Origin of the sequence: Thiomonas arsenitoxydans (genome assembly GCF_000253115.1) — a bacterium.
GTDB lineage: Bacteria > Pseudomonadota > Gammaproteobacteria > Burkholderiales > Burkholderiaceae_C > Thiomonas > Thiomonas arsenitoxydans.
Window position 1 is genome coordinate 2,135,461 of the sequence record NC_014145.1, and the last position, 19,732, is coordinate 2,155,192.

21 protein-coding genes are annotated in these 19,732 nt (G+C 63.0%); 1 reads left to right on the forward strand and 20 read right to left on the reverse strand.

Going from position 1 to position 19,732, the window contains the following annotated elements; all coding sequences use genetic code 11:
* Nucleotides 1-54: 54 nt before the first annotated feature.
* From THI_RS09985 to guaB, 5 genes are read right to left on the reverse strand one after another with little or no spacing between them, the layout of a single operon-like run.
* Nucleotides 55-1,005 (reverse strand): LD-carboxypeptidase, encoded by a 951-nt coding sequence (locus THI_RS09985; RefSeq protein WP_013106137.1) that lies wholly within the window; start codon nucleotides 1,003-1,005, stop codon nucleotides 55-57.
* Between the two features lie 42 nt (nucleotides 1,006-1,047).
* Entirely contained in the window at nucleotides 1,048-1,611 is a 564-nt protein-coding gene (tadA, locus tag THI_RS09990) for a tRNA adenosine(34) deaminase TadA (RefSeq protein WP_013106138.1), read from the reverse strand.
* A gap of 5 nt (nucleotides 1,612-1,616) precedes the next feature.
* Complete coding sequence (locus THI_RS09995) at nucleotides 1,617-1,835, reverse strand: hypothetical protein (RefSeq protein ID WP_013106139.1); 219 nt, start codon at nucleotides 1,833-1,835, stop codon at nucleotides 1,617-1,619.
* A 6-nt stretch (nucleotides 1,836-1,841) separates the two neighbouring features.
* Entirely contained in the window at nucleotides 1,842-3,440 is a 1,599-nt protein-coding gene (gene guaA / locus THI_RS10000; RefSeq protein WP_013106140.1) for a glutamine-hydrolyzing GMP synthase, read from the reverse strand.
* A gap of 42 nt (nucleotides 3,441-3,482) precedes the next feature.
* Nucleotides 3,483-4,958 carry an IMP dehydrogenase gene (guaB, locus tag THI_RS10005; protein ID WP_013106141.1) on the reverse strand — a complete coding sequence of 492 codons (1,476 nt, stop codon included), beginning with the start codon at nucleotides 4,956-4,958 and terminating at the stop codon, nucleotides 3,483-3,485.
* 136 nt (nucleotides 4,959-5,094) lie between these two features.
* Here guaB and THI_RS10010 point away from each other — a divergent pair, with 136 nt between their 5' ends.
* Nucleotides 5,095-5,604, forward strand: a complete 510-nt coding sequence (locus THI_RS10010; RefSeq protein ID WP_013106142.1) for a DUF4124 domain-containing protein — start codon at nucleotides 5,095-5,097, stop codon at nucleotides 5,602-5,604.
* 44 nt (nucleotides 5,605-5,648) lie between these two features.
* Here the strand turns inward: THI_RS10010 and THI_RS10015 are convergent, their stop codons facing one another.
* The 15 genes from THI_RS10015 to THI_RS10080 form a co-directional block, all read right to left on the reverse strand.
* Complete coding sequence (locus THI_RS10015) at nucleotides 5,649-6,170, reverse strand: phosphoribosyltransferase (RefSeq protein WP_013106143.1); 522 nt, start codon at nucleotides 6,168-6,170, stop codon at nucleotides 5,649-5,651.
* 55 nt (nucleotides 6,171-6,225) lie between these two features.
* Entirely contained in the window at nucleotides 6,226-7,548 is a 1,323-nt protein-coding gene (locus THI_RS10020) for an adenylosuccinate synthase (RefSeq protein ID WP_013106144.1), read from the reverse strand.
* A 52-nt stretch (nucleotides 7,549-7,600) separates the two neighbouring features.
* The gene (locus THI_RS10025; RefSeq protein ID WP_013106145.1) at nucleotides 7,601-8,752 is read right to left on the reverse strand and encodes an ATP phosphoribosyltransferase regulatory subunit; all 1,152 of its coding nucleotides are present in this window, start codon (nucleotides 8,750-8,752) and stop codon (nucleotides 7,601-7,603) included.
* Between the two features lie 47 nt (nucleotides 8,753-8,799).
* Nucleotides 8,800-8,985, reverse strand: a complete 186-nt coding sequence (locus THI_RS10030; RefSeq protein ID WP_013106146.1) for a DUF2065 domain-containing protein — start codon at nucleotides 8,983-8,985, stop codon at nucleotides 8,800-8,802.
* 59 nt (nucleotides 8,986-9,044) lie between these two features.
* Nucleotides 9,045-9,935 (reverse strand): protease modulator HflC, encoded by an 891-nt coding sequence (gene hflC / locus THI_RS10035; protein ID WP_013106147.1) that lies wholly within the window; start codon nucleotides 9,933-9,935, stop codon nucleotides 9,045-9,047.
* A gap of 10 nt (nucleotides 9,936-9,945) precedes the next feature.
* Nucleotides 9,946-11,265, reverse strand: a complete 1,320-nt coding sequence (gene hflK, locus THI_RS10040) for an FtsH protease activity modulator HflK (RefSeq protein WP_013106148.1) — start codon at nucleotides 11,263-11,265, stop codon at nucleotides 9,946-9,948.
* Between the two features lie 41 nt (nucleotides 11,266-11,306).
* Nucleotides 11,307-12,500 carry a GTPase HflX gene (hflX, locus tag THI_RS10045; protein WP_064135056.1) on the reverse strand — a complete coding sequence of 398 codons (1,194 nt, stop codon included), beginning with the start codon at nucleotides 12,498-12,500 and terminating at the stop codon, nucleotides 11,307-11,309.
* Entirely contained in the window at nucleotides 12,475-12,720 is a 246-nt protein-coding gene (gene hfq / locus THI_RS10050; RefSeq protein WP_013106150.1) for an RNA chaperone Hfq, read from the reverse strand. The genes hflX and hfq overlap by 26 nt, the downstream gene beginning before the upstream one ends.
* Before the next feature lie 105 nt (nucleotides 12,721-12,825).
* Nucleotides 12,826-14,223, reverse strand: a complete 1,398-nt coding sequence (gene der / locus THI_RS10055) for a ribosome biogenesis GTPase Der (protein ID WP_013106151.1) — start codon at nucleotides 14,221-14,223, stop codon at nucleotides 12,826-12,828.
* Between the two features lies 1 nt (nucleotide 14,224).
* A complete protein-coding gene (locus THI_RS18855; protein WP_157096559.1) occupies nucleotides 14,225-14,365 on the reverse strand; it encodes a hypothetical protein in 141 nt (46 codons plus the stop codon).
* Nucleotides 14,366-14,386: 21 nt separating this feature from the next.
* Nucleotides 14,387-15,556 (reverse strand): outer membrane protein assembly factor BamB, encoded by a 1,170-nt coding sequence (gene bamB / locus THI_RS10060; RefSeq protein ID WP_013106152.1) that lies wholly within the window; start codon nucleotides 15,554-15,556, stop codon nucleotides 14,387-14,389.
* Nucleotides 15,553-16,191 carry a YfgM family protein gene (locus tag THI_RS10065; protein WP_013106153.1) on the reverse strand — a complete coding sequence of 213 codons (639 nt, stop codon included), beginning with the start codon at nucleotides 16,189-16,191 and terminating at the stop codon, nucleotides 15,553-15,555. The genes bamB and THI_RS10065 overlap by 4 nt, the downstream gene beginning before the upstream one ends.
* Before the next feature lie 42 nt (nucleotides 16,192-16,233).
* Entirely contained in the window at nucleotides 16,234-17,511 is a 1,278-nt protein-coding gene (hisS, locus tag THI_RS10070; protein ID WP_013106154.1) for a histidine--tRNA ligase, read from the reverse strand.
* Between the two features lie 5 nt (nucleotides 17,512-17,516).
* The gene (gene ispG, locus THI_RS10075; protein WP_013106155.1) at nucleotides 17,517-18,800 is read right to left on the reverse strand and encodes a flavodoxin-dependent (E)-4-hydroxy-3-methylbut-2-enyl-diphosphate synthase; all 1,284 of its coding nucleotides are present in this window, start codon (nucleotides 18,798-18,800) and stop codon (nucleotides 17,517-17,519) included.
* A gap of 11 nt (nucleotides 18,801-18,811) precedes the next feature.
* Nucleotides 18,812-19,726 carry a RodZ domain-containing protein gene (locus THI_RS10080; RefSeq protein ID WP_013106156.1) on the reverse strand — a complete coding sequence of 305 codons (915 nt, stop codon included), beginning with the start codon at nucleotides 19,724-19,726 and terminating at the stop codon, nucleotides 18,812-18,814.
* Nucleotides 19,727-19,732: the final 6 nt, after the last annotated feature.

A 19,732-nucleotide genomic window follows, 5' to 3' on the forward strand; every position in this document is an offset into this window, starting at 1 on the left:
GAATAACCTGCCGTCCTTGAACCACCCGCAGCTATTCGCTGCGTTGAGTCAGACTCAGTGCTGGGCGTGCGGGAAAAACAGAAAGACTTCCTGCCCGTCGCGCAGCACATGCGTGCGAACCCCGTGGGGCAAGGTCAGTTTGGTGCGCACATGACCGAACGGCAACCCGGTCAGCACGGGCACGCCATGCGGTTTGAGCTGCGCACGCAGCCAGTCCACCGCGGCGTTGAGGTCGTAGCCGGCATCGTGGGCACTGAGTTTGTAGGCTGTGAACTGCCCGAGCAACACCGCCTTCTGGCGCTGGGCCACACCGGCATGCAGCAGCTGGCTGAACATGCGCTCGACGCTGTAGGGATGTTCGTTCACATCTTCCAGAAACAACACCCCTTTGGCGCGAGGGAGGTAAGGCGTGCCGATCAGGCTGGTCACCATGGCCAGATTGCCGCCCCAAAGCACGCCCTCGACGTCAAGACCGCGCGGCGCATCGTCGCAGGCAAAACCCACCGCTTCCAGGGTGCCGTCGGCCGCATCCAAAAAGCTGTCTACCGTGATGTCATCGGGCTTCTTGTCGCCAAAGTCGTAAGAGGCCATCGGCCCGCTGAACGTGACCGCGCCCGTTTTTGCGAGCAAGGCCAGTTGCAGGGCGGTGAAGTCGCTGTGCCCGACCCACATCTGCTTGCGCCCTTTGATGGCTTCCGCCAGCAGCTCATAGTCAATCGCTTGCAGCAGACGGCTCAGACCATAACCCCCGCGGGTCATCATCACCACTTCGGCCTTGCTGCGCGCCGCATCGTGGAGCGCGCGCAGACGCTGCGCATCGGTCCCGGCAAAGCGCTGTACGCGCGCCACCACCTGCGCACCGGCCTGTACGCGAAAGCCCAACGCTTGTAGATGGGCCTTGGCCACCTCCAGACGCGGCGGCTCCTGCACGGCGCCCGCGGGTGAGACGAGGCGCAGCAAACCGCGACGGGGTTTCAGGTCGGGGACGGATTCGATATCTGGCATGAACAAGGCCGCAAAGGGTTGAGGATGAGAAAAGGCGAGAAATCAGCAAAGCGGCGGCTCGATGTCCAGCTCGGTCACCTCGATGCCCGAGAGGCAGGCGTCGTGTACAGATTCCTCCGGCCGCTTTTGCTCCTTGCGACGAGCCCGGAAGAAATCCTGGAGCAGCGCGCTGCAAGCCTCTTGCTCGATCTCGGGCGTGATGTCGCAATGGTGGTTCAGACGGGGCTCGGCAAACAGATCCACCACACTGCCGGCCGCTCCCGTCTTGGGGTCTCGCGCGCCGAACACCACGCGAGCAAAGCGTGCATGCAATAAAGCCATGGCGCACATCGCACAGGGCTCCAGCGTGACGTATAGCGTGCACTCCGGCAAACGGTAGTTGCCCAGCAGATGGGCCGCCTGCCGAATCGCCACGATTTCTGCGTGAGCCGTGGGGTCGTGGTCGCCGATCGGCCGGTTGTAGCCTGTGGCAATGACCTTGCCGTCCTTCACGATCACGGCGCCCACCGGCACTTCGCCCAGCAGCCAGGCATTCTGCGCCTGGTCGAGCGCCAGACGCATGAACGCGCGGTCAGCCTCGAGATCGGGGGCAAACGTCGGCGTCATAGGCTTCACTCGGGCACGCTGGCAGGCCGCGCTTTCAGCGCCTTGTCGAGCGATTGCTTGAATTGCTTGAGCGCGGCTGACGCCGGCTGCCCCTCGTCACCACGCGCACCGGCAGCAGACGGCGACGTCGCCACCCCGGCCTGTCCGGTGAGTTGGGTGCGCACCAGCCAGACGATGATCAGCAGCGTCAGCAGCAAACCGATGAGTCCGAACAGCAGGCGCATCAGGCTTCACTCCCACTCGATGGTCGCTGGCGGCTTGGAACTCACGTCGTAGGTCACGCGGTTGATGCCGCGCACCTCGTTGATGATGCGGCTGGACACTTTTTTGAGCAGCGCATAGGGCAGCTCGGCCCAGTCGGCGGTCATGAAGTCGCTGGTCTGCACCGCGCGCAGCGCGACCACATAGTCGTAGGTGCGGCCATCACCCATCACACCCACGCTCTTGACCGGCAGGAACACGGTGAAGGCCTGGCTGGTCAGCTCGTACCAGCTCTTGCCGGAATCTGGATCAAGGGTCGAACGCAACTCTTCGATGAAGATGGCGTCGGCCCGGCGCAGCAGGTCGGCGTACTCCTTCTTCACCTCGCCCAGAATGCGCACGCCCAGCCCCGGGCCGGGGAAGGGATGGCGGTAGACCATGTCGGGCGGCAGGCCCAGCGCCACGCCCAACTCGCGCACTTCGTCCTTGAACAGTTCGCGCAGGGGCTCCAGCAGTTTCAGGCCGAGTTGCTCGGGCAGGCCACCGACGTTGTGATGGCTCTTGATGGTGACGGCCTTTTTGCTCTTGGCGCCGCCCGACTCGATCACGTCGGGGTAGATGGTGCCCTGCGCCAGCCACTTCGCGCCCTTGGCGCCGTCGCCTTTGAGCTTGGCCGCCTCAGCCTTGAACACATCGACGAACAGCCCGCCGATGATCTTTCGTTTTTTCTCGGGATCGGTCACGCCCGCCAACTGGCCCAGGAACAGCTCGCTGGCGTCCACACGAATCACCTTGGCGTGCAGCTTGCCCGCGAACATGTCCATCACCAGGTCGCCCTCGTTCAGGCGCAGCAAGCCGTGATCGACGAACACGCAGGTGAGGTGGTCGCCGATGGCGCGGTGAATCAGCGCTGCCGCCACCGAAGAATCGACTCCGCCCGACAGACCGAGGATGACCTCCTCATCACCGACCTGCGCGCGAATGCTCTGCACCGCTTCAGCGATGTAATCGCCCATGACCCAGTCGCCACGGCAGCCGCAGATCTCTCGCACAAAACGTGTGAGCATGGCCCTGCCCTGCACGGTGTGAGTGACTTCGGGGTGAAACTGCACGGCGTAGTAACCGCGCGCCTCGTCGGCCATGCCCGCGATGGCGCAACTCGGCGTGGACGCCATGAGCTTGAACCCCGGGGGCATATCGGTCACCTTGTCGCCGTGGCTCATCCACACTTTGAGCATGCCGTGGCCTTCGGCCGTACTGAAATCTTGGATGCCGTCGAACAGCCGGGTGTGACCGCGGGCGCGCACTTCGGCATAACCAAACTCGCGGTGGTCGCTCCATTCCACCTTGCCGCCCAGTTGCGCCGCCATGGTTTGCATGCCATAGCAAATGCCCAGCACGGGCACGCCCAAATCCCACACGGCTTGCGGCGCGCGCAGTTCGTGGTCTTCGTAAGTGCTGCCGTGGCTGCCCGAGAGAATGATGCCCTTGGGCGCGAACTCGCGCACGAAAGCATCGCTCACATCGCAAGGGTGAATTTCGCAGTACACCTGCGCCTCGCGCACGCGGCGGGCGATGAGTTGCGTGACCTGGGAGCCGAAGTCGAGGATGAGAATTTTGTCGTGCATGAAAGCAAGCGTCGGCGCGAAGCCGACGATGGGGATGGGAGTTCAGTCGACGTGATAGTTGGGCGCTTCCTGCGTGATCTGCACGTCGTGGACATGACTTTCACGCATGCCCGCCGCAGTGATCTGCACAAACTCGGCCTTGCCGCGCATCGCCTCGATCGTGCCGCAGCCGCAATAGCCCATGGACGAACGCACGCCACCGACCAGTTGGTAGATGATGGCGATCAGCGGCCCTTTGTGCGGCACGCGCCCTTCGATGCCCTCGGGCACGAATTTTTCGTTGCCTGAGGCGGAAGTCGTCTCGGCGCCATCCTGAAAATAACGATCCGCCGAGCCCGCCTTCATCGCCCCGATGGAGCCCATGCCCCGGTAGGCCTTGTACGCGCGACCCTGATAAAGAATGGCCTCGCCCGGCGCCTCTTCGGTGCCTGCGAACATGCTGCCCATCATGACGGTGTACGCGCCCGCGGCGATCGCCTTGGCGATATCACCCGAGTAGCGGATGCCGCCGTCTGCAATCAAGGGCACACCGCTGCCCTCGAGCGCCTTGGCGACATCGGAAATGGCGGTGATCTGCGGCACGCCCACCCCGGCGATGATGCGTGTGGTGCAGATCGAGCCCGGTCCGATGCCGACCTTCACCCCATCCGCCCCAGCCTCGACCAAGGCGAGCGCCGCAGCGCCCGTGGCGATATTGCCGCCTATGACCTCGATCTGCGGGAAATTGCGTTTCACCCAGCGCACCCGGTCGAGAACGCCCTGGCTGTGTCCGTGCGCGGTATCGACCACGATCACATCGACCCCAGCGTTGGCCAGCGCCTCCACGCGCTCTTCGGTGCCCTCGCCCACGCCCACCGCAGCGCCCACGCGCAGCTTGCCTTGCGGGTCGCGGGCGGCATTCGGACGCTCGGTCGCCTTTTGAATGTCTTTGACGGTCATCAGCCCGCGTAATTCGAATTCGGCGTTGACCACCAAGACCCGCTCCAGCCGGTGCTGGTGCATCAAGGCCTTGGCCTGTTCCAGCGGCGCGCCTTCAGGAACGGTCACCAAGCGCTCGCGCGGCGTCATGACATCGCGCACCGGGGTATCGAGACGGGTCTCGAACCGCAGGTCGCGGTTGGTCACGATGCCCACCACCTTGCCGTTTTCGATCACCGGAAACCCGGAAATGCCATGCTGGCGCGACAGCTGCATCACATCGCGCACTTTGACGATTGGCGAGATGGTGATCGGATCGCGCAGCACGCCCGACTCAAAACGCTTCACCCGCGCCACTTCGGTGGCTTGCGCCTTGGCGGTGAAATTTTTGTGAATGATGCCGATGCCGCCCTCCTGCGCCATGGCAATCGCCAGACGCGACTCCGTCACCGTGTCCATCGCGGCGGACACTAGAGGAATGTTGAGGGAAATATTGCGAGTCAGGCGAGTCGCAAGGCTGGTGTCTCTGGGTAACACCTGGGAATATGCGGGGACCAACAACACATCGTCGAAAGTCAGCGCTTTTCCTACAAGACGCATAGATGCCTCCGTGCAAAAGGAAATTATAGGGGTGTGCGTCACCGCGACGCTCGGGACAGCAGCGAACCGACCGATGAGCTGCACAACCGCGCTAAGCTAGCAGCCTGTTTTGACCACGGCGACTTTGGGAATCCTTATGCGCACTCTCGCACCTGCTCCGCTATTTCGCGTTTTCAGCAGCGCACTGTTTCTGGCCATGGCCCTGATGGGGATGACGTCTGCCCACGCCGCGCAGTGGAAATGGCGCGATGCCAGCGGCGTGGTGCATTACAGCGACCAGCCGCCCCCGGCCAACATTCCCGCCGGCAACATTCTGCAGCGCCCTGCCGCGAACGTCGCCGTTCCAGCCACCGCAAGTCACTCGGCATCGCAGCCCCAGGCCAGCAACGAGTTGGAAAAGAAAATCGCGGAACAGAAAAAGGCCGAGCAAGCCGCGCAGGAACAGGCCAAACTACAGCAGCAACAGGCCCAGGCGCTTGTAAACCAGCAGAACTGCCTGCAAGCGCAAAAGCAACTCCAGGTGCTCGATAGCGGTCAACGCATGGTGCAAATCGACGCCCAAGGCCAGCGGGTCATCATGGACGATGCGCAACGCGCCGCAGAACGCGCCAAGATCGCCGGGCTCATTTCGCAGTATTGCCGCTGAGTTGCTCTTGAGCTGCTGCCCATGAGCTGGCAGCGACCTCCGACTCAGATTTTCCAGCGCTCGGCCAGACGAGTCGGACGTAGCACGTCGTACTCTTCAAAGGGCTGGTGTATCCAGGGGCTCGTGGGCAGCATGTCCACGTAGTACTCGGGCAGATAGGTCGAAATGCCCTTGACCCAGATGACGGCGCTGCGCAGATCGGTAATTTTTCCGGCGCTGCGCAAATGGTTTTCAACGGCTTTCAAGGTCTCGCCCGAATCGGCCAGATCATCAACGAGCAGCACGCGCCCTTCAAGCTCCCCGCGCGGCAGGGTGATGTAGCGGGCGATGTCGAGGCGGCCCTGCACCGTTCCGGCGCTTTCGCGGTAGGAACTGGTGGACATGATGGCCAGGGGTTTGTCGAAAATGCGAGAAAGAATGTCTCCAGGCCGCACCCCGCCTCGCGCCAGGCAGAGGATCTGATCGAACTCCCAGCCCGAGGCATATACCTTGAGGGCGAGTTTTTCAATCAGGGCGTGGTATTCGTCCCAGGAAACATAGAGATGCTTGCCGTCCTCGCTGAGCATGGCCGAACCTTTGTGAACGTGTGGAAAATGAAATCTGCCGGAACGCACTGAACGCTCAAGCCTGAAACGGATGCCGCAGCACGATGGTGTGATCGCGGTCGGGGCCGGTCGACACCATGTCGATCGGCGCGCCGATCAACTCGCCCACCCGCTGCAAATAGCTGCGCGCCGCAGCAGGCAGTTGATCCCAGGTCGTGAGGCCCTTGGTGCTTTGCGTCCAGCCCGGAAAATCTTCGTAGATCGGTTCGCAGCGCTCGATCTCGTCGGCATCGAGCGGGAGCACGTCACGCCGTTCGCCGTCGAGCATATAACCCACACAGGCGCGGATGGTCGGCAGGCCGTCGAGCACATCGAGCTTGGTGATGCACAGCCCCGACACGCCGTTGATGATGACCGCCCGCTTGAGCGCCGCAACATCCAGCCAGCCACAGCGGCGCGCACGCCCCGTCACTGTGCCGAACTCCTGACCCACGCTGGAGAGGTGATGCCCCACGCTGCCCGCCTCCGTGGTGGGCAACTCCGTCGGGAAGGGGCCGCTGCCCACCCGGGTGGTGTACGCCTTGGTAATGCCCAGCACATAGTGCAGCATGCCGGGGCCGACGCCCGATCCTGCCGCGGCCGTACCGGCCACGCAATTGCTCGAAGTCACGAAGGGATAAGTACCGTGGTCGATGTCGAGCAGCGAGCCTTGCGCCCCTTCAAAGAGCAGGCGATCACCGCGCAGATGGGCCTGATGAATCAGGTAGCCCACGTCGGCCAACAGGGGCCGCACCTGCTCGGCGGACTGGAGCAGTTGATCCATCACCATTCCTGCATCGAGCGGACAGGTGTGCAAATAATTCTTCAAAACAAAATTGTGCAGATCGAGCACTTCAGCAAGCTTGGCCTGCAGGCGCTTCGGATGCTTGAGGTCTTGCAGACGGATGGCGCGGCGGGCCACCTTGTCTTCGTAAGCCGGCCCGATGCCCTTGCCGGTGGTGCCGATCTTGCCGCTGCCGTCGTTTTCGCGGCGCACCTCGCGCGCTTTGTCGAGCGCCACATGGGTAGGGAGCACGACTGGGCAGGACTCGCTGATGTGCAGCCGTGAGCGCACATCCACTCCAGCCGCTTCGAGGCGACCAATTTCAAGCAACAGGTGTTGCGGATCGACCACCACGCCATTGCCGACATAACAGGCCACGCCCGCGCGCATCACGCCTGAAGGAATGAGCTGCAGCGCGGTTTTCTGCCCGTTGATCACCAGCGTATGCCCCGCGTTGTGACCGCCCTGAAAGCGCACCACGCCCTGAGCATGATCGGTCAGCCAATCGACGACCTTGCCTTTGCCCTCATCTCCCCATTGGGTGCCCACTACGACCACATGACGACCAGTATTCACGCGTGTGTTCTCTCAAGTAAATCAGTCTATCCAACGATAGCGTTAGGGAAGATCAGCCGCGATCTTCAACCAACCAGGCGCCGCCTCGCTGCACAAGCTGGCGGCTGAAGGCGCTTGCTTCGTGCGCCTGACCAGGGGGTAATTGCACCACGGTTTCGCCCCGGCGTCGCAAATTGGCGACCGCCTCCGGCAAACCAGAGGCTGTTGACCACTCCGCAGCAATGGCGGCGCTGGCCTGCGGCGCGGCGGCGAAGCCCGCCACTTCGCGCAAGTCCATGGAGAATCCGGTGGCAGCGCGCGGCCGACCAAAGCTGGCACCGACTTCGTCGTAACGCCCACCACGCGCCACGGCATTGGCATAGCCTTGTGCGTACACGCTGAAAATCACCCCGCTGTGATAGCGATAGCCGCGCATATCGGCCAGATCGATCTGCACCTGCGCGCCCTGCTGCTGGTGGTGGCGGGCCAGCGCCGACAGATCGTCGATCGCCTGGGAAATGAGTGCATGCTGCGGCAACACGCGCCGCGCCTCAAGCAGCACGTCCGCATCGCCGTACAGCTCGGGCAGGGCGAGAATGGCTGCGCGCTGGGTTGGCGTGCAGTCGCGAGTCAGCAACCGCAGTTCTCCAGCATCCTTGCTGGCCAGTGCATCGAGAATCGCTTCCATGTCTTGCGACCCGAGCAGCAAGCCTGACAACACGCCACGCACGATGCGGTTGTCGGCCAGATCGAGCGCAGCCCGATCCACCCCGGCCAGTCGCAGGCAGTCCAGCGCAAGCTGCTGCACTTCGAGATCGGCTTCCAGTCCGGCATGCCCATAGAGCTCGGCGCCGAATTGCAGAATTTCCCGGCTGGCGTGCACGCCCTCGGGATGCGTGCGCACCGCGCTGCCGCAATAGCAAACGCGCGTCACGCCGTCCTGATTCAGCAAGTGAGCGTCGATACGGGCGGCCTGCGGCGTCATGTCGGCACGCAAGCCCAGCGCCCGCCCGGAGATCTGGTCAATCAGCTTGAAAGTTTGCAGATCAAGGTCTTGCCCGGTGCCCGACAGCAGCGAATCGACGAACTCCAGCAACGGCGGCATGACCAGGGCATAGCCATAGCCCCGCGCCGTATCGAGACAGGCGCGGCGCAGGTGCTCGATCACCGCCGCCTCACGCGGCAACACATCGGAAAAATATTCGGGAAGACGCCAGTTGCTCATAAGACGCGCAGAAAAATGGGGCACGGTCAGCCGTGCAACATCCAAGCTTACTTGAGGAGGAACACCAGGAGAAGGCCGATCGCAACGGCGATCAGACCGACGAAGCGTAGTTGACCGTCGGTCAGTGCCATGACCTGCCGGAACATGTCTCGCCACTGGCGGGGGAAAAACAGCGGCATCAGGCCTTCGATGACCAGAACCATGCCAATGGCAAGGAGCAAGACGTTCTGCATCGCAGATACCGCATTCTGACCGCCAGAGACCGCCGGTTAAGACGGTCTCTGTTGCGGATTTACTTGCCCGGCTTCAAGGCCGCTCCACCCGGCCCGCGGAAGAACTGGAAGAACTGGCTGTTCGGGTCGAGCACCAGGACATCGGACTTGCTGTTGAAGCTGGCGCGATAGGCCTCGAGGCTGCGATAGAACTCGGCGAATTGCGGGTTCTGTCCGAACGACTTGGCATAGATCGACGAGGCTTCGGCATCGCCCTGGCCCTTGATGGTCTGCGCCTTGCTGTACGCCTGAGAAATCACGATTTCACGCTGCTTGTCGGCCTCGGCGCGAATCTTTTCCGCCTCGGCGTAGCCGGTCGAACGCAATTCGTTAGCGACGCGCTGGCGCTCGGCCTCCATGCGGCGATAAACCGACTGGGTGATGGAGGAAACGAAGTCGACGCGGGTCAGTCGCATGTCGACGATCTGGATGCCCGTACCCTTGATGTCTTTCGCAATGCCGGTCTGCACGTCCTTCATGACCTGGTCGCGCTGCGAAGACAGCACCTCGCGCACGGTGCGACGCGTGATCTGCTCGTTCAGCGCCGCTTTGACGATCTGCGAAAGCCGGTCGCCCGCGCGTCGCTGATCGCCGCCGTAACTGCGAATGAACTCGGTCGGATTGGTGATGCGCCATTTCAGATACCAGTCCACCACCACGTTTTTCTTCTCGGCCGTGATGAAACGATCGGTATCAGGGCTTTGCAGGGTCAGGATGCGCTTGTCGAGAAACACCACATTCTCGAAAGGCGCCGGAATCTTGAAATACAGGCCAGGGGTGCTGATGACCCGTTTGATCTGCCCCAAGCCGAACACGGCGGCGAACTGCCGTTGATCGACCACGAACAGGCTGGAAGACAGCAACAGAATGGCTACGACCAGCGCCACGAGAGCCAGAATGATCTTGTTCATTGCTCAGCCCTCACTGGAAGTTGCGCTCACGCAGGGTATCGCGCGAGGTTCTTGAACTGGAAGGAGCGGTTCCGTCCGGCGCGGACGCTGAACTATCGGCCGTCGCAGGGGCGGTGCCCACGGAGGCCGCCGGCAAGGTCGGCACGGTGGTGGGAGCAGCGGGCGCGGCCGAGACACTCGTGGGGGCCTTGCCTGCGGATTGCTGCAGCAATTTATCCAGTGGCATGTAGAGGAGGTTATTGTTGTTGCGCGAATCCACCATGACCTTGGAAACGCTGGAAAGAATGTCTTGCATGGTTTGGAGATACATACGCTCGCGGGTGACTTGCGGCGCCTTTTCGTATTGCTGCAGGATCTGATCGAAGCGAGAGGTATCGCCTTGCGCCTGCGCCACAACCTGCGCCTTGTAAGCCTCGGCGTCCTGGATCAAGCGCGACGCGGTGCCCTGCGCACGGGGAATGACGTTGTTGGCGTAGGCCTGGGCTTCGTTCTTCAGCCGTTCACGGTCTTGTCCCGCTTTGATGGCGTCATCGAAAGCGGCCTGCACCTGTTCCGGGGGCTGCACGTTCTGCAGCGTGACAGTGGTGATGATGATGCCGGTCTTGTAGCGATCAAGAATTTTTTGCGTCAAAACCTGCACGTCGCTGGCCACTTGCTCGCGACCCTCATAGAGCACATAGTCGAGCGTCTTGTTGCCCACGACCTCGCGCACCGCGGTTTCAGCCGCCTGCGATACCGCGTCGTCCGGACTGCGGTTGTTGTAGAGGTAGTCCACCACGTTGTCGATGCGGTACTGCACGGCGAAGCGAACGTCGACGATATTCTCGTCTTTGGTCAACATGGCCGACTCGGGCAAACCCGTTGCCTTCACCTCGCCGCCGCGCCCGACCTCGACCGACCGAACCTGCGAGACGTTGACAATTTCATCGGCCTCGAACGGATAGGGCAGGCGCCAGTGAAAACCGGCGTCGGTGATGTAGGCCAGTTTGCCAAAACGCGTCACCGCAGCCTGCTGACCTTCCTGCACGATGAAAAAGCCGGAAGACAGCCAGCCCAGCACCCCGATGACCACCAGAATGATGACCCCCACGCCCATGCCCTTGGCTGAGGGATAGAGGTCGGGGCGTTGCGGCGGCGTGCCGCCACCGTTGCCTGAGCCGCGCTTCTTGCCGAACAGGCCGTTGAGCTTGCGGTTGAAATCACGCCAGAGTTCATCGAGATCGGGCGGGCCGCCGCTGCCAGGACGCCGGTTCGGATCTTGGTTGTTATTGCTTTGCTGACCGTTCGTGCCGTCGTCCTTGCCCCAACGCGGGTCATTGAGGTTGAACATGCGCGAAAAAGGCCACACACGAGGCCAAAAACGTAAGGGAGTCATGCGGAAATTTGAGTAGTGTCCGACAAAGCTGAAGCAGAGGATTGGAAGCGGGGATCAGCCAATACCGCTTCCAGCAGCGCACTTTTGAGGGAAGCAACACCAGCGCCGGTCAAGGCACTTACGACGAGCCGAGGCATGCTAGCACGCGCTTCGATGCCCTCGGATTGAGTGTGACCATTTGTAACCTGAAGGTTCACTGGCAACAGATCAGATTTGTTGAAGATCAAGAATTGCGGAATATCGTCCGCGCCGATCTCGCGCAGAACGGCGTGAACTTCATCCATCTGCTCGCGCAACATGGGCGAACTCGCATCCACGACGTGCAGCAGCAAATCGGCCTGAAGCGTGTCTTCGAGCGTAGCCTTGAAGGCCTCGATCAAGGTGTGGGGCAGATCGCGGATGAAACCCACCGTGTCGGACAGGGTGACGTTGACCTGCGGGCCCAGGTAGAACTTGCGCGTGGTGGTGTCGAGGGTCGCGAAAAGCTGGTCGGCCGCGTAAATTTTCGACTTGGTGAGCGCGTTGAACAGCGTGCTTTTGCCCGCATTGGTGTAGCCCACCAAGGCCACGCGAAACGCGCCGGTGCGCCTGCGCGCACGGCGTTGCGTCATGCGCTGGCGCCCCAGTTTGCCCAGACGTGTACGAAGCATCTTGATCTTGTCGTCGAGCATCCGGCGGTCGAGCTCGATCTGCTTTTCGCCCGGGCCGCCACGCACGCCGATACCGCCGGTCTGGCGCTCCAGGTGCGTCCAGCCACGCACGAGGCGCGTGGCCAGGTGTTCGAGACGAGCGAGTTCGACCTGCATCTTGCCCTCGGCGCTCTGCGCGCGGCGGGCGAAGATTTCGAGGATGAGGCCCGTACGGTCGATGACAGGTTTGCCGAGGGCTTTCTCCAGATTACGCTGCTGGATAGGGCTCAGTGCATTGTCGAAAATGATGGCATCCGCCGAAGTGGTGCTGACCAGTTCGCTCAATTCATCGAGCTTGCCCGAACCGATGTAAGTCGCCGCGTCGGGCCTCGCACGCACGCAAGACATCTCTCCCGCCAGTGCATAACCAGCGGACGTGCTGAGTTGCTCCAACTCAGCCAGCGCGTCGTCGGATGAGGGACGTCGCTGCTGGACGCTGACCAATGCAGCGCGCTCAGGCCCCTGAGACTGCCCTTCAGGCTGCGGGTGCTTCTTGCTCACCGGTTTGGAATGAGACGGGACGTGCCGGAACGACCGTGGAAATGGCGTGCTTGTAAACCATCTGGGTGACGGTATTGCGCAGCAACACCACGTATTGATCGAAAGATTCGATGTGACCTTGCAACTTGATGCCATTGACCAGATAAATCGACACCTGGACGTGCTCTTTGCGCAGCAGGTTCAGAAAGGGGTCTTGTAGCAACTGCCCTTTGTTACTCATCTTATTCTCCATTGGGGTGAGGAAAGCTTAAATGGCATTCATGGTCTGGAATGCAAGAGGCTGGAAAATACCATAGTGCCAGCGCAGGCCGCCGCACCGGGGCCATCAGTCGTCGCGCGCATAGGGGTTGGTGCTGCTGCGGTATTCCACCCGCAAAGGGGTGCCCGTTAAGTCGAATTTTTCACGCAATTGGCCTTCCAGATAGCGCGTGTAGGTAGCGGGCACCCGGTCGAGCGCGCTGCCATGAATGATGATGATCGGCGGGTTGGTGCCGCCCTGGTGCGCGTATCGCAACTTGGGTCGCACCGGGCCGGAACGCGGCGGCTGTTGCTGCGCCACCGCTTCGATAATGGCGCGCGTGAGTTTAGGGGTAGGCAATTTGCGATAGGCCGCGGCGTGTGCGGCGACGACCGACTTCATCAGCCCGTTCAGACCTGAGCCTGTGCGGGCGGAAATGCTGTGAAATTTCGCAAAGCTGACGAAGGGCAAACGCTGACGGATGGCGACCATCAGACGTTCGCGCCCGTAGGTGTCCACCGCATCCCACTTGTTGGCCGCCAGCACGAGCGCCCTGCCCGCCTCAACGGCAAAACTGGCGATATGCGCATCCTGGTCTGAAACGCCTTCGGTCGCGTCGAGCAGCAGCACGACAACGTTGGCCTGCTCGATGGCTTGCAGCGTCTTGATGACCGAAAACTTTTCCACCGCCTCGAACACCTTGCCTTTGCGCCGCAGTCCGGCGGTGTCGATCAGGATGAACTTGCGACCGTCGCGCTCGAACGGCACTTCGATCGCGTCGCGGGTCGTGCCGGGCATGTCGAAGGCAATCACCCGTTCTTCACCGACCAGCGCATTGACCAGTGTGGACTTGCCCACATTGGGCCGCCCGGCAATGGCCAGACGCAGGCTGTGCTCGCGCGGCTTCGTGGTCTCGGCGCCGGGGTCGGGCGCGGTCTCGGCGGCGACTTCGCTTGCCGCCTCGGTCTCGGGTATCCCCTCGGAAGGCTCGGAGGGCAGCGCTTGCAGAATACGATCCAGCAAATCGGGCACCGAGTCACCGTGGGCGGCGCTGATGGAAAAGGGCTCGCCTAGGCCGAGTTCGTGGAATTCGGCCAGCGCCGGATGGCCATGCCGACCTTCGGCCTTGTTCACGGCCAGAAGAATGGGCTTGCCGGTCTTGCGCAATTCGGCGGCGATATGCAGATCTTGCGGACTGAGCCCAGTGCGCAAATCGACCAGAAACACCACCAGATCGGACTCAGCAATGGCTTGGCGCGTCTGCCGCGCCATCTGGTGCACGATGCCAGTATCGACCACGGGCTCGAAGCCGCCGGTATCGACCACGATGACCGGCCGATCCGCCATGCGCAGCATGCCGTAATGACGATCGCGGGTAAGGCCCGGCATGTCGGCCACGATGGCATCGCGTGAACGTGTCATGCGATTGAACAGGGTGGACTTGCCAACGTTCGGTCGGCCAACCAGCGAAACGATAGGGGTCATGTCAGAGGGTGTGAATGGATTCGGCGTGGCCGAGCAGCGCGTCCAAGCGCCCCGGATCAAGGCGCAAAGCACAGCCGTGCCCCTCGGCACGGCGAGCATTTGTAACGCCGAGCGGGGGTGTTTGGGCGCGATGAGCGGACATGGCGGATTTGTTCACACCCTCTCAGTCCGGCACGAAGGCGTAGACCCCGCCCTTGGCCGTGACCGCCACCAGGGTCTTGCCCACGACCACGGGCGCCGACTGGATCGCGGTGCCGTCGGTCGCCACGCGGCCGACGATGCTGCCGTCCTTGGCGGAAAGAAAGCTGATATAGCCCTGATAGTCACCCACCGCCGCCGTGCGACCGACCAAAAGCGGCGCGCTCAGCCTGCGCCATTTCATCTGGGCATTGGTCCAGCTCGGTACGCCATCGGTGGCCGAATACGCCTGCACGTCGCCGTTCGCCTGCGTTCCGACGACTTCCTGATCGTTCATGCTCAGCGCGGTGTAGCCGTTGGCGGTGCGCGTCCAGAGCATGCGGCCGGTATCGGCGTCTACGCAGCCGACGGCGGATTGGTAGGCACGCGCGCACAGCACCGAGCCGAGGAGTGACGGTTGGCCGGTAATGCCCACCACGCGCTCGACCTCGGTCACGCCACGGGGGCGTGCGAGAGTGGCCTGCCAGCGCGGCAAACCGTTGTCCAGGTCGTAAGCATCGATGCGCCCGAGGCCGGTGCCGATCATCACCACGCCGTTGCGCTCCACGATACCGCCGGCCTGTTGCACCAGCAGCGAAGCGGCGCGACTGTCGGCTTGCCACAAACGCTTGCCGGTCGCCGCGTCAAAGGCAAACACGCGCTGATCGGCTGCCTGGATGATGATGCGACCATCGAACACGGAAGGCGGTGTGAGCACCGTGGCCGGTAACTGATAGCGCCACAGCAGCTGGCCCTTGGGGCCGATCGACACGAGGCCGTTGTTCTTGTCGACCACGGCGGTAAAGGTGCCGTCGCTCCCCGTCCCCGCGCTGATGCCCGCAGTCACCTTGGCCGACCAGACCACTTGCCCGGTGGCGCTGTTCAGGCGCATGACCTGCCCGTCTGCCGAGGCCACGACGACGGCGTCCGGCAGTGTTGCGGTCTGGAACCACGCGGGCACCGCGCCAATATTCTGCGTCCAGGCTTGCTTGACAGTCAGAATGTTGACCACCGGGGTCAGCGGCATCGGCTCAGGCGGTTTGGAGCCCGAAGCGCAGGCGCCCAAGCCCGCGACGAGCAAGAGAGGCAGAGCCAGACGCGCCAGACGCACGAAGCGTGGCGCCACAAAGCGGGAACTCTGACGGGTCGCGCTCATGCCGCACCTCCGCCGACCGACTGCAGTTTTTGCTCCACCGCAGCGCGCTGTGATGAATCGGCAGGCAGCGCCTTGAGTGCGGCTTCGTAAGCGGTACGGGCCGCGTCGCGCTGGCCTTGCAGCATGGCCAAATCGCCACGGCGGATGTCAAACAGGGCGGCGAATGTCGGCTCGGGCACGTCAGCCAGGGTTTTGATCGCCTCTGCATATTGCTTGGCATCGATCTGCAAGGCCGAGAGATTCAGCCGGGCCACTGAGCGCGCGCTCGGTCCGGCCGCGTGCTCGGAGGCCCACTTGAGCGCGGCGATGGCCTGTTCGTTTTTACCCGCGTCGTGCAAGGACTTGGCGACGGCCAGCGCGGCCATGCCGGCATAGGCACTGCCTGGAGCCTTGCTCTGCATGACGGCCCAGGCCTGCTCGATCTTGTCAGGGTTGTTGCTCTGGATGGCGGCCTGCACCTGCTCGAACACCACTGCCGCCTTCGCCCCTTGGTTGCGTTGCCACCATTGCCAGCCGTAATAGCCGGCGAAACCCACAGCGACGGCCAGCACGCCCGCGGAAATCTGGGTGCCCCAACGCTCCCAGAAATGGCGCATCTGGGCGATCTGCTCTTGTTCTTCGAAGTTGTAGCTCATGGGTCGATGGGGGACGAAAAGCGGCTATTTTAGGTTGGCCATTCAGAGCAGAGCGCAAACCAGCGTCTGCAAGGGTTCCAGCGGGAGCATGCGCTGCTGCTGCGCGTCCTGCGCGCCGCGCAGATCCTTGATGCCGACCTGCCCGGACTGCAATTCCTGTTCACCGAACACCAGCGCCCAGCGCGCGCCGGAGGCGTCGGCCTTTTTCATTTGCGACTTCATGCTGCCGCCGCCCATGTGCAGTTGCACCCGCACTCCGGCAGCACGCAAAGACTCGCACAGGGGCATGACACGCGACATCAACTCAGGGCTGGTCATCACGGCGTAGGCATGAGGGGCGCTCACGGGCGCATTCTGACCCGCTTCGATCAGCAGTTCGAGCACCCGCTCCATGCCCAGCGCCCAACCGCAGGCGGGCGTGGGTTTGCCGCCGATCTGCTCGATCAGCCCGTCGTAGCGCCCGCCCGCGCAGACCGTGGCCTGCGCGCCCAGCCGGTCGGTCACCCACTCGAACACCGTGAGGTTGTAATAGTCCAGCCCGCGCACCAGTCGCGGGTTGAGGGTGAATGACTGCCCCGCCGCGCGCAACAGCGCCTGCACCCCCTCGAAATGCGCCAGCGACGCTTCGCCGAGGTAGTCGATGAGCTTGGGAGCCCCCTCAACCAGCGCTTGCATGGCCGGATTCTTGGTATCGAGCACGCGCAGCGGATTGCTGTGCAGGCGGCGGCGCGTATCTTCATCGAGTTGATCGATGTGTTGTTCGAGATAGGCGATGAGCGCCACGCGATGCCGCGCCCGCTCGTCGGCCTGACCGAGACAGTTGATTTCGAGCGTGACCAGTTCACTCAGGCCCAGACGCGCCCAGAGCTGACGGGCCATCAGAATGAGCTCCACGTCCACATCCGGCCCGGCAAAACCCAGCGCCTCGGCACCGACCTGATGGAACTGGCGATAGCGCCCGCGCTGTGGCCGCTCGTGGCGGAACATCGGCCCGGTGTACCAGAGCCGCTTGCCGCCGTCATACAGCAGCGAATGTTCGATGCACGCGCGCACCACGGCCGCCGTGCCTTCGGGCCGCAGCGTGAGCGGTTCGCCGTTGAGCGCGTCGGTGAAGCTGTACATCTCTTTCTCAACAATGTCGGTCACTTCGCCGATGCCGCGCACGAACAGCGGGGTGTATTCGAGTATGGGCGTGCGCAGATTCTGGTAGCCGTAGCTGCCCATGAGCGCGCGCACCTGCTCTTCAAACCACTCCCACGCCGCCGATTTGGGCGGCACGATGTCATTCATGCCTTTGACGGCACTGAGTTTGTCTGCCATGAAATTCAAGCCACCTGTTCAGGATAGCGATGGGGCGCGCCGTAGCGCTGTTGAACGTATTGCTCGACGATGGCCTGGAACTCGGCGGCAATGTTGTCGCCGCGCAGGGTCATGCGCTTCTCACCATCGATAAACACCGGCGCCGCCGGCGCCTCGCCGGTACCGGGAAGACTGATGCCAATGTCGGCGTGCTTGCTTTCACCCGGACCATTGACGATACAGCCCATGACGGCCACGCGCAGTTGCTCCACGCCGGGGTAGCGGGTACGCCAGACGGGCATCTGCGCACGCAAAAACTGGTCGATGCTCTGGGTCAGTTCCTGAAAAAAGGTGCTGGTGGTGCGGCCGCAGCCGGGGCAGGCGGTGACGCTGGGTGTGAAAGCGCGCAGGCCCAGAGCCTGCAGGATTTCCAGCGCCACCACCACTTCCTGGCTGCGCGGCGCATTCGGCTCGGGCGTGAGCGACACGCGGATGGTGTCGCCGATGCCCTCTTGCAACAGCACAGCCAGCGCCGCAGTCGACGCCACGGCGCCTTTGGTGCCCATGCCGGCCTCGGTCAAGCCGAGATGCAGGGGATAGTCGCAACGCGCCGCCAGGGCGCGGTACACCGTGATGAGATCCTGCACATTGGAAACCTTGCACGACAGCAGGATTTGCGCCGGATCCATCCCCAATTCATGTGCACGCTGAGCCGATTCCAGCGCCGAGAGCACCAGCGCCTGCGCCATAATCTGGCGCGCCTCATAAGGCTGGGCGCGGCGGGCATTGGCGTCCATCAGGCTGGCGAGCAGTTCCTGATCGAGACTGCCCCAGTTCACCCCGATGCGCACGGGTTTGTCGTAACGCTGGGCGATGTCGATCATCTGACCGAACTGCTTGTCTTTCTTGTCGCCCTTGCCCACATTGCCCGGGTTGATGCGGTACTTGGACAGCGCGCGGGCGCAATCGGGAAAGTCGGTCAACAGCCGATGGCCGTTGTAATGAAAGTCGCCGATGAGCGGCACCGAAACGCCCATGCGGTCGAGCTGCTCGCGGATGGCAGGCACAGCCGCTGCGGCCTCGGGCGTATTAACCGTGATGCGCACCAGTTCCGAGCCCGCCACGGCAAGCTCCTTGACCTGAATGGCTGTACCGATCGCGTCGGCCGTATCGGTATTGGTCATGGACTGCACGCGCACCGGCGCGTCACCGCCCACGGTCACCACATGATCGCCCCAGACCACTCGGGCCTGGCGTGTGCGGTGGCGGGCGGGCACGGCTTCGGAAATGGGGGGGTCGAGCAATTCCATGAATGAGCGATTTATTTCAGGGTGAAGCGCGCGACATTCGCTCGCGTATCCGGGGTGAGATCGACGGGCTTGCCTGCATAGCTCACTGTGGTGTGCGGCGCGTTGCCCACTACGATGGCCAGCGGCGTGCTTCCCGCAGGCACCTGAATGCTTTGCGGCGCACCGGGTTGCATGAGCTGCGAAAAAATCACCTTGCCGTTGCTGGCGGTGACTTGCACCCAGCTCGGCGCGCTCGCCGCCAGTTGCAGCAGATTGCCCGAAGCAGCGCTGGTTGTTACAGAGGCTACCGGCGCAACTGGCACCGGCGCCGAGCCTGCGATGGCGGGCGTACTCTGCAGGGGCAGCGGCGACGAACCGGCATGTGCGGGATGCGACGCAGGTTGCGACGCGGCATGCGAGGCCGACTGTGAAGCGGCAGGCAGCACGCTTTCCACCGAGCCCGGCGCGGGTTGTTGGGGCTTCGCCGCGCTTGGCATCAGCCCCTCGGTCAAACCCCGCAAGGCGGGCCAGAAAAACACCACGGCGGCCAGCGCAACGATCAGCACCGCCAGCCAAAGCAGACCGTACGATTTACGAGTAGCACTCGCCGAGCGCGGCAAAGGACGCTCTGGCACGCGTGCGGCCAACTCCGCGCCCTCCTCGTCCGGCACCGGACTGTGCAGCACCGGGGCGCCCGGAAGCAGGTCGAGCAGGGGTTTCGCATCGATTTTCAGTGCCTTGCAGCAACTCCGCAGCAGCGCACGGCCGAAAGTGTCGTCGGGCAGCGCCGACCAATCACCTGCCTCCAGCGCAGCGATTTTTGCAGGGGCCACCTTGAGCTGTGCGGCAAGCTCTTCGACATTGCGCCCGGCTCCCATGCGCGCCTCGCGCAGGGCAGCCCCCGCCTTGGCACGGCTGGCAATCAGTTCCGGAGTGGGTTCAGTCATACGGAA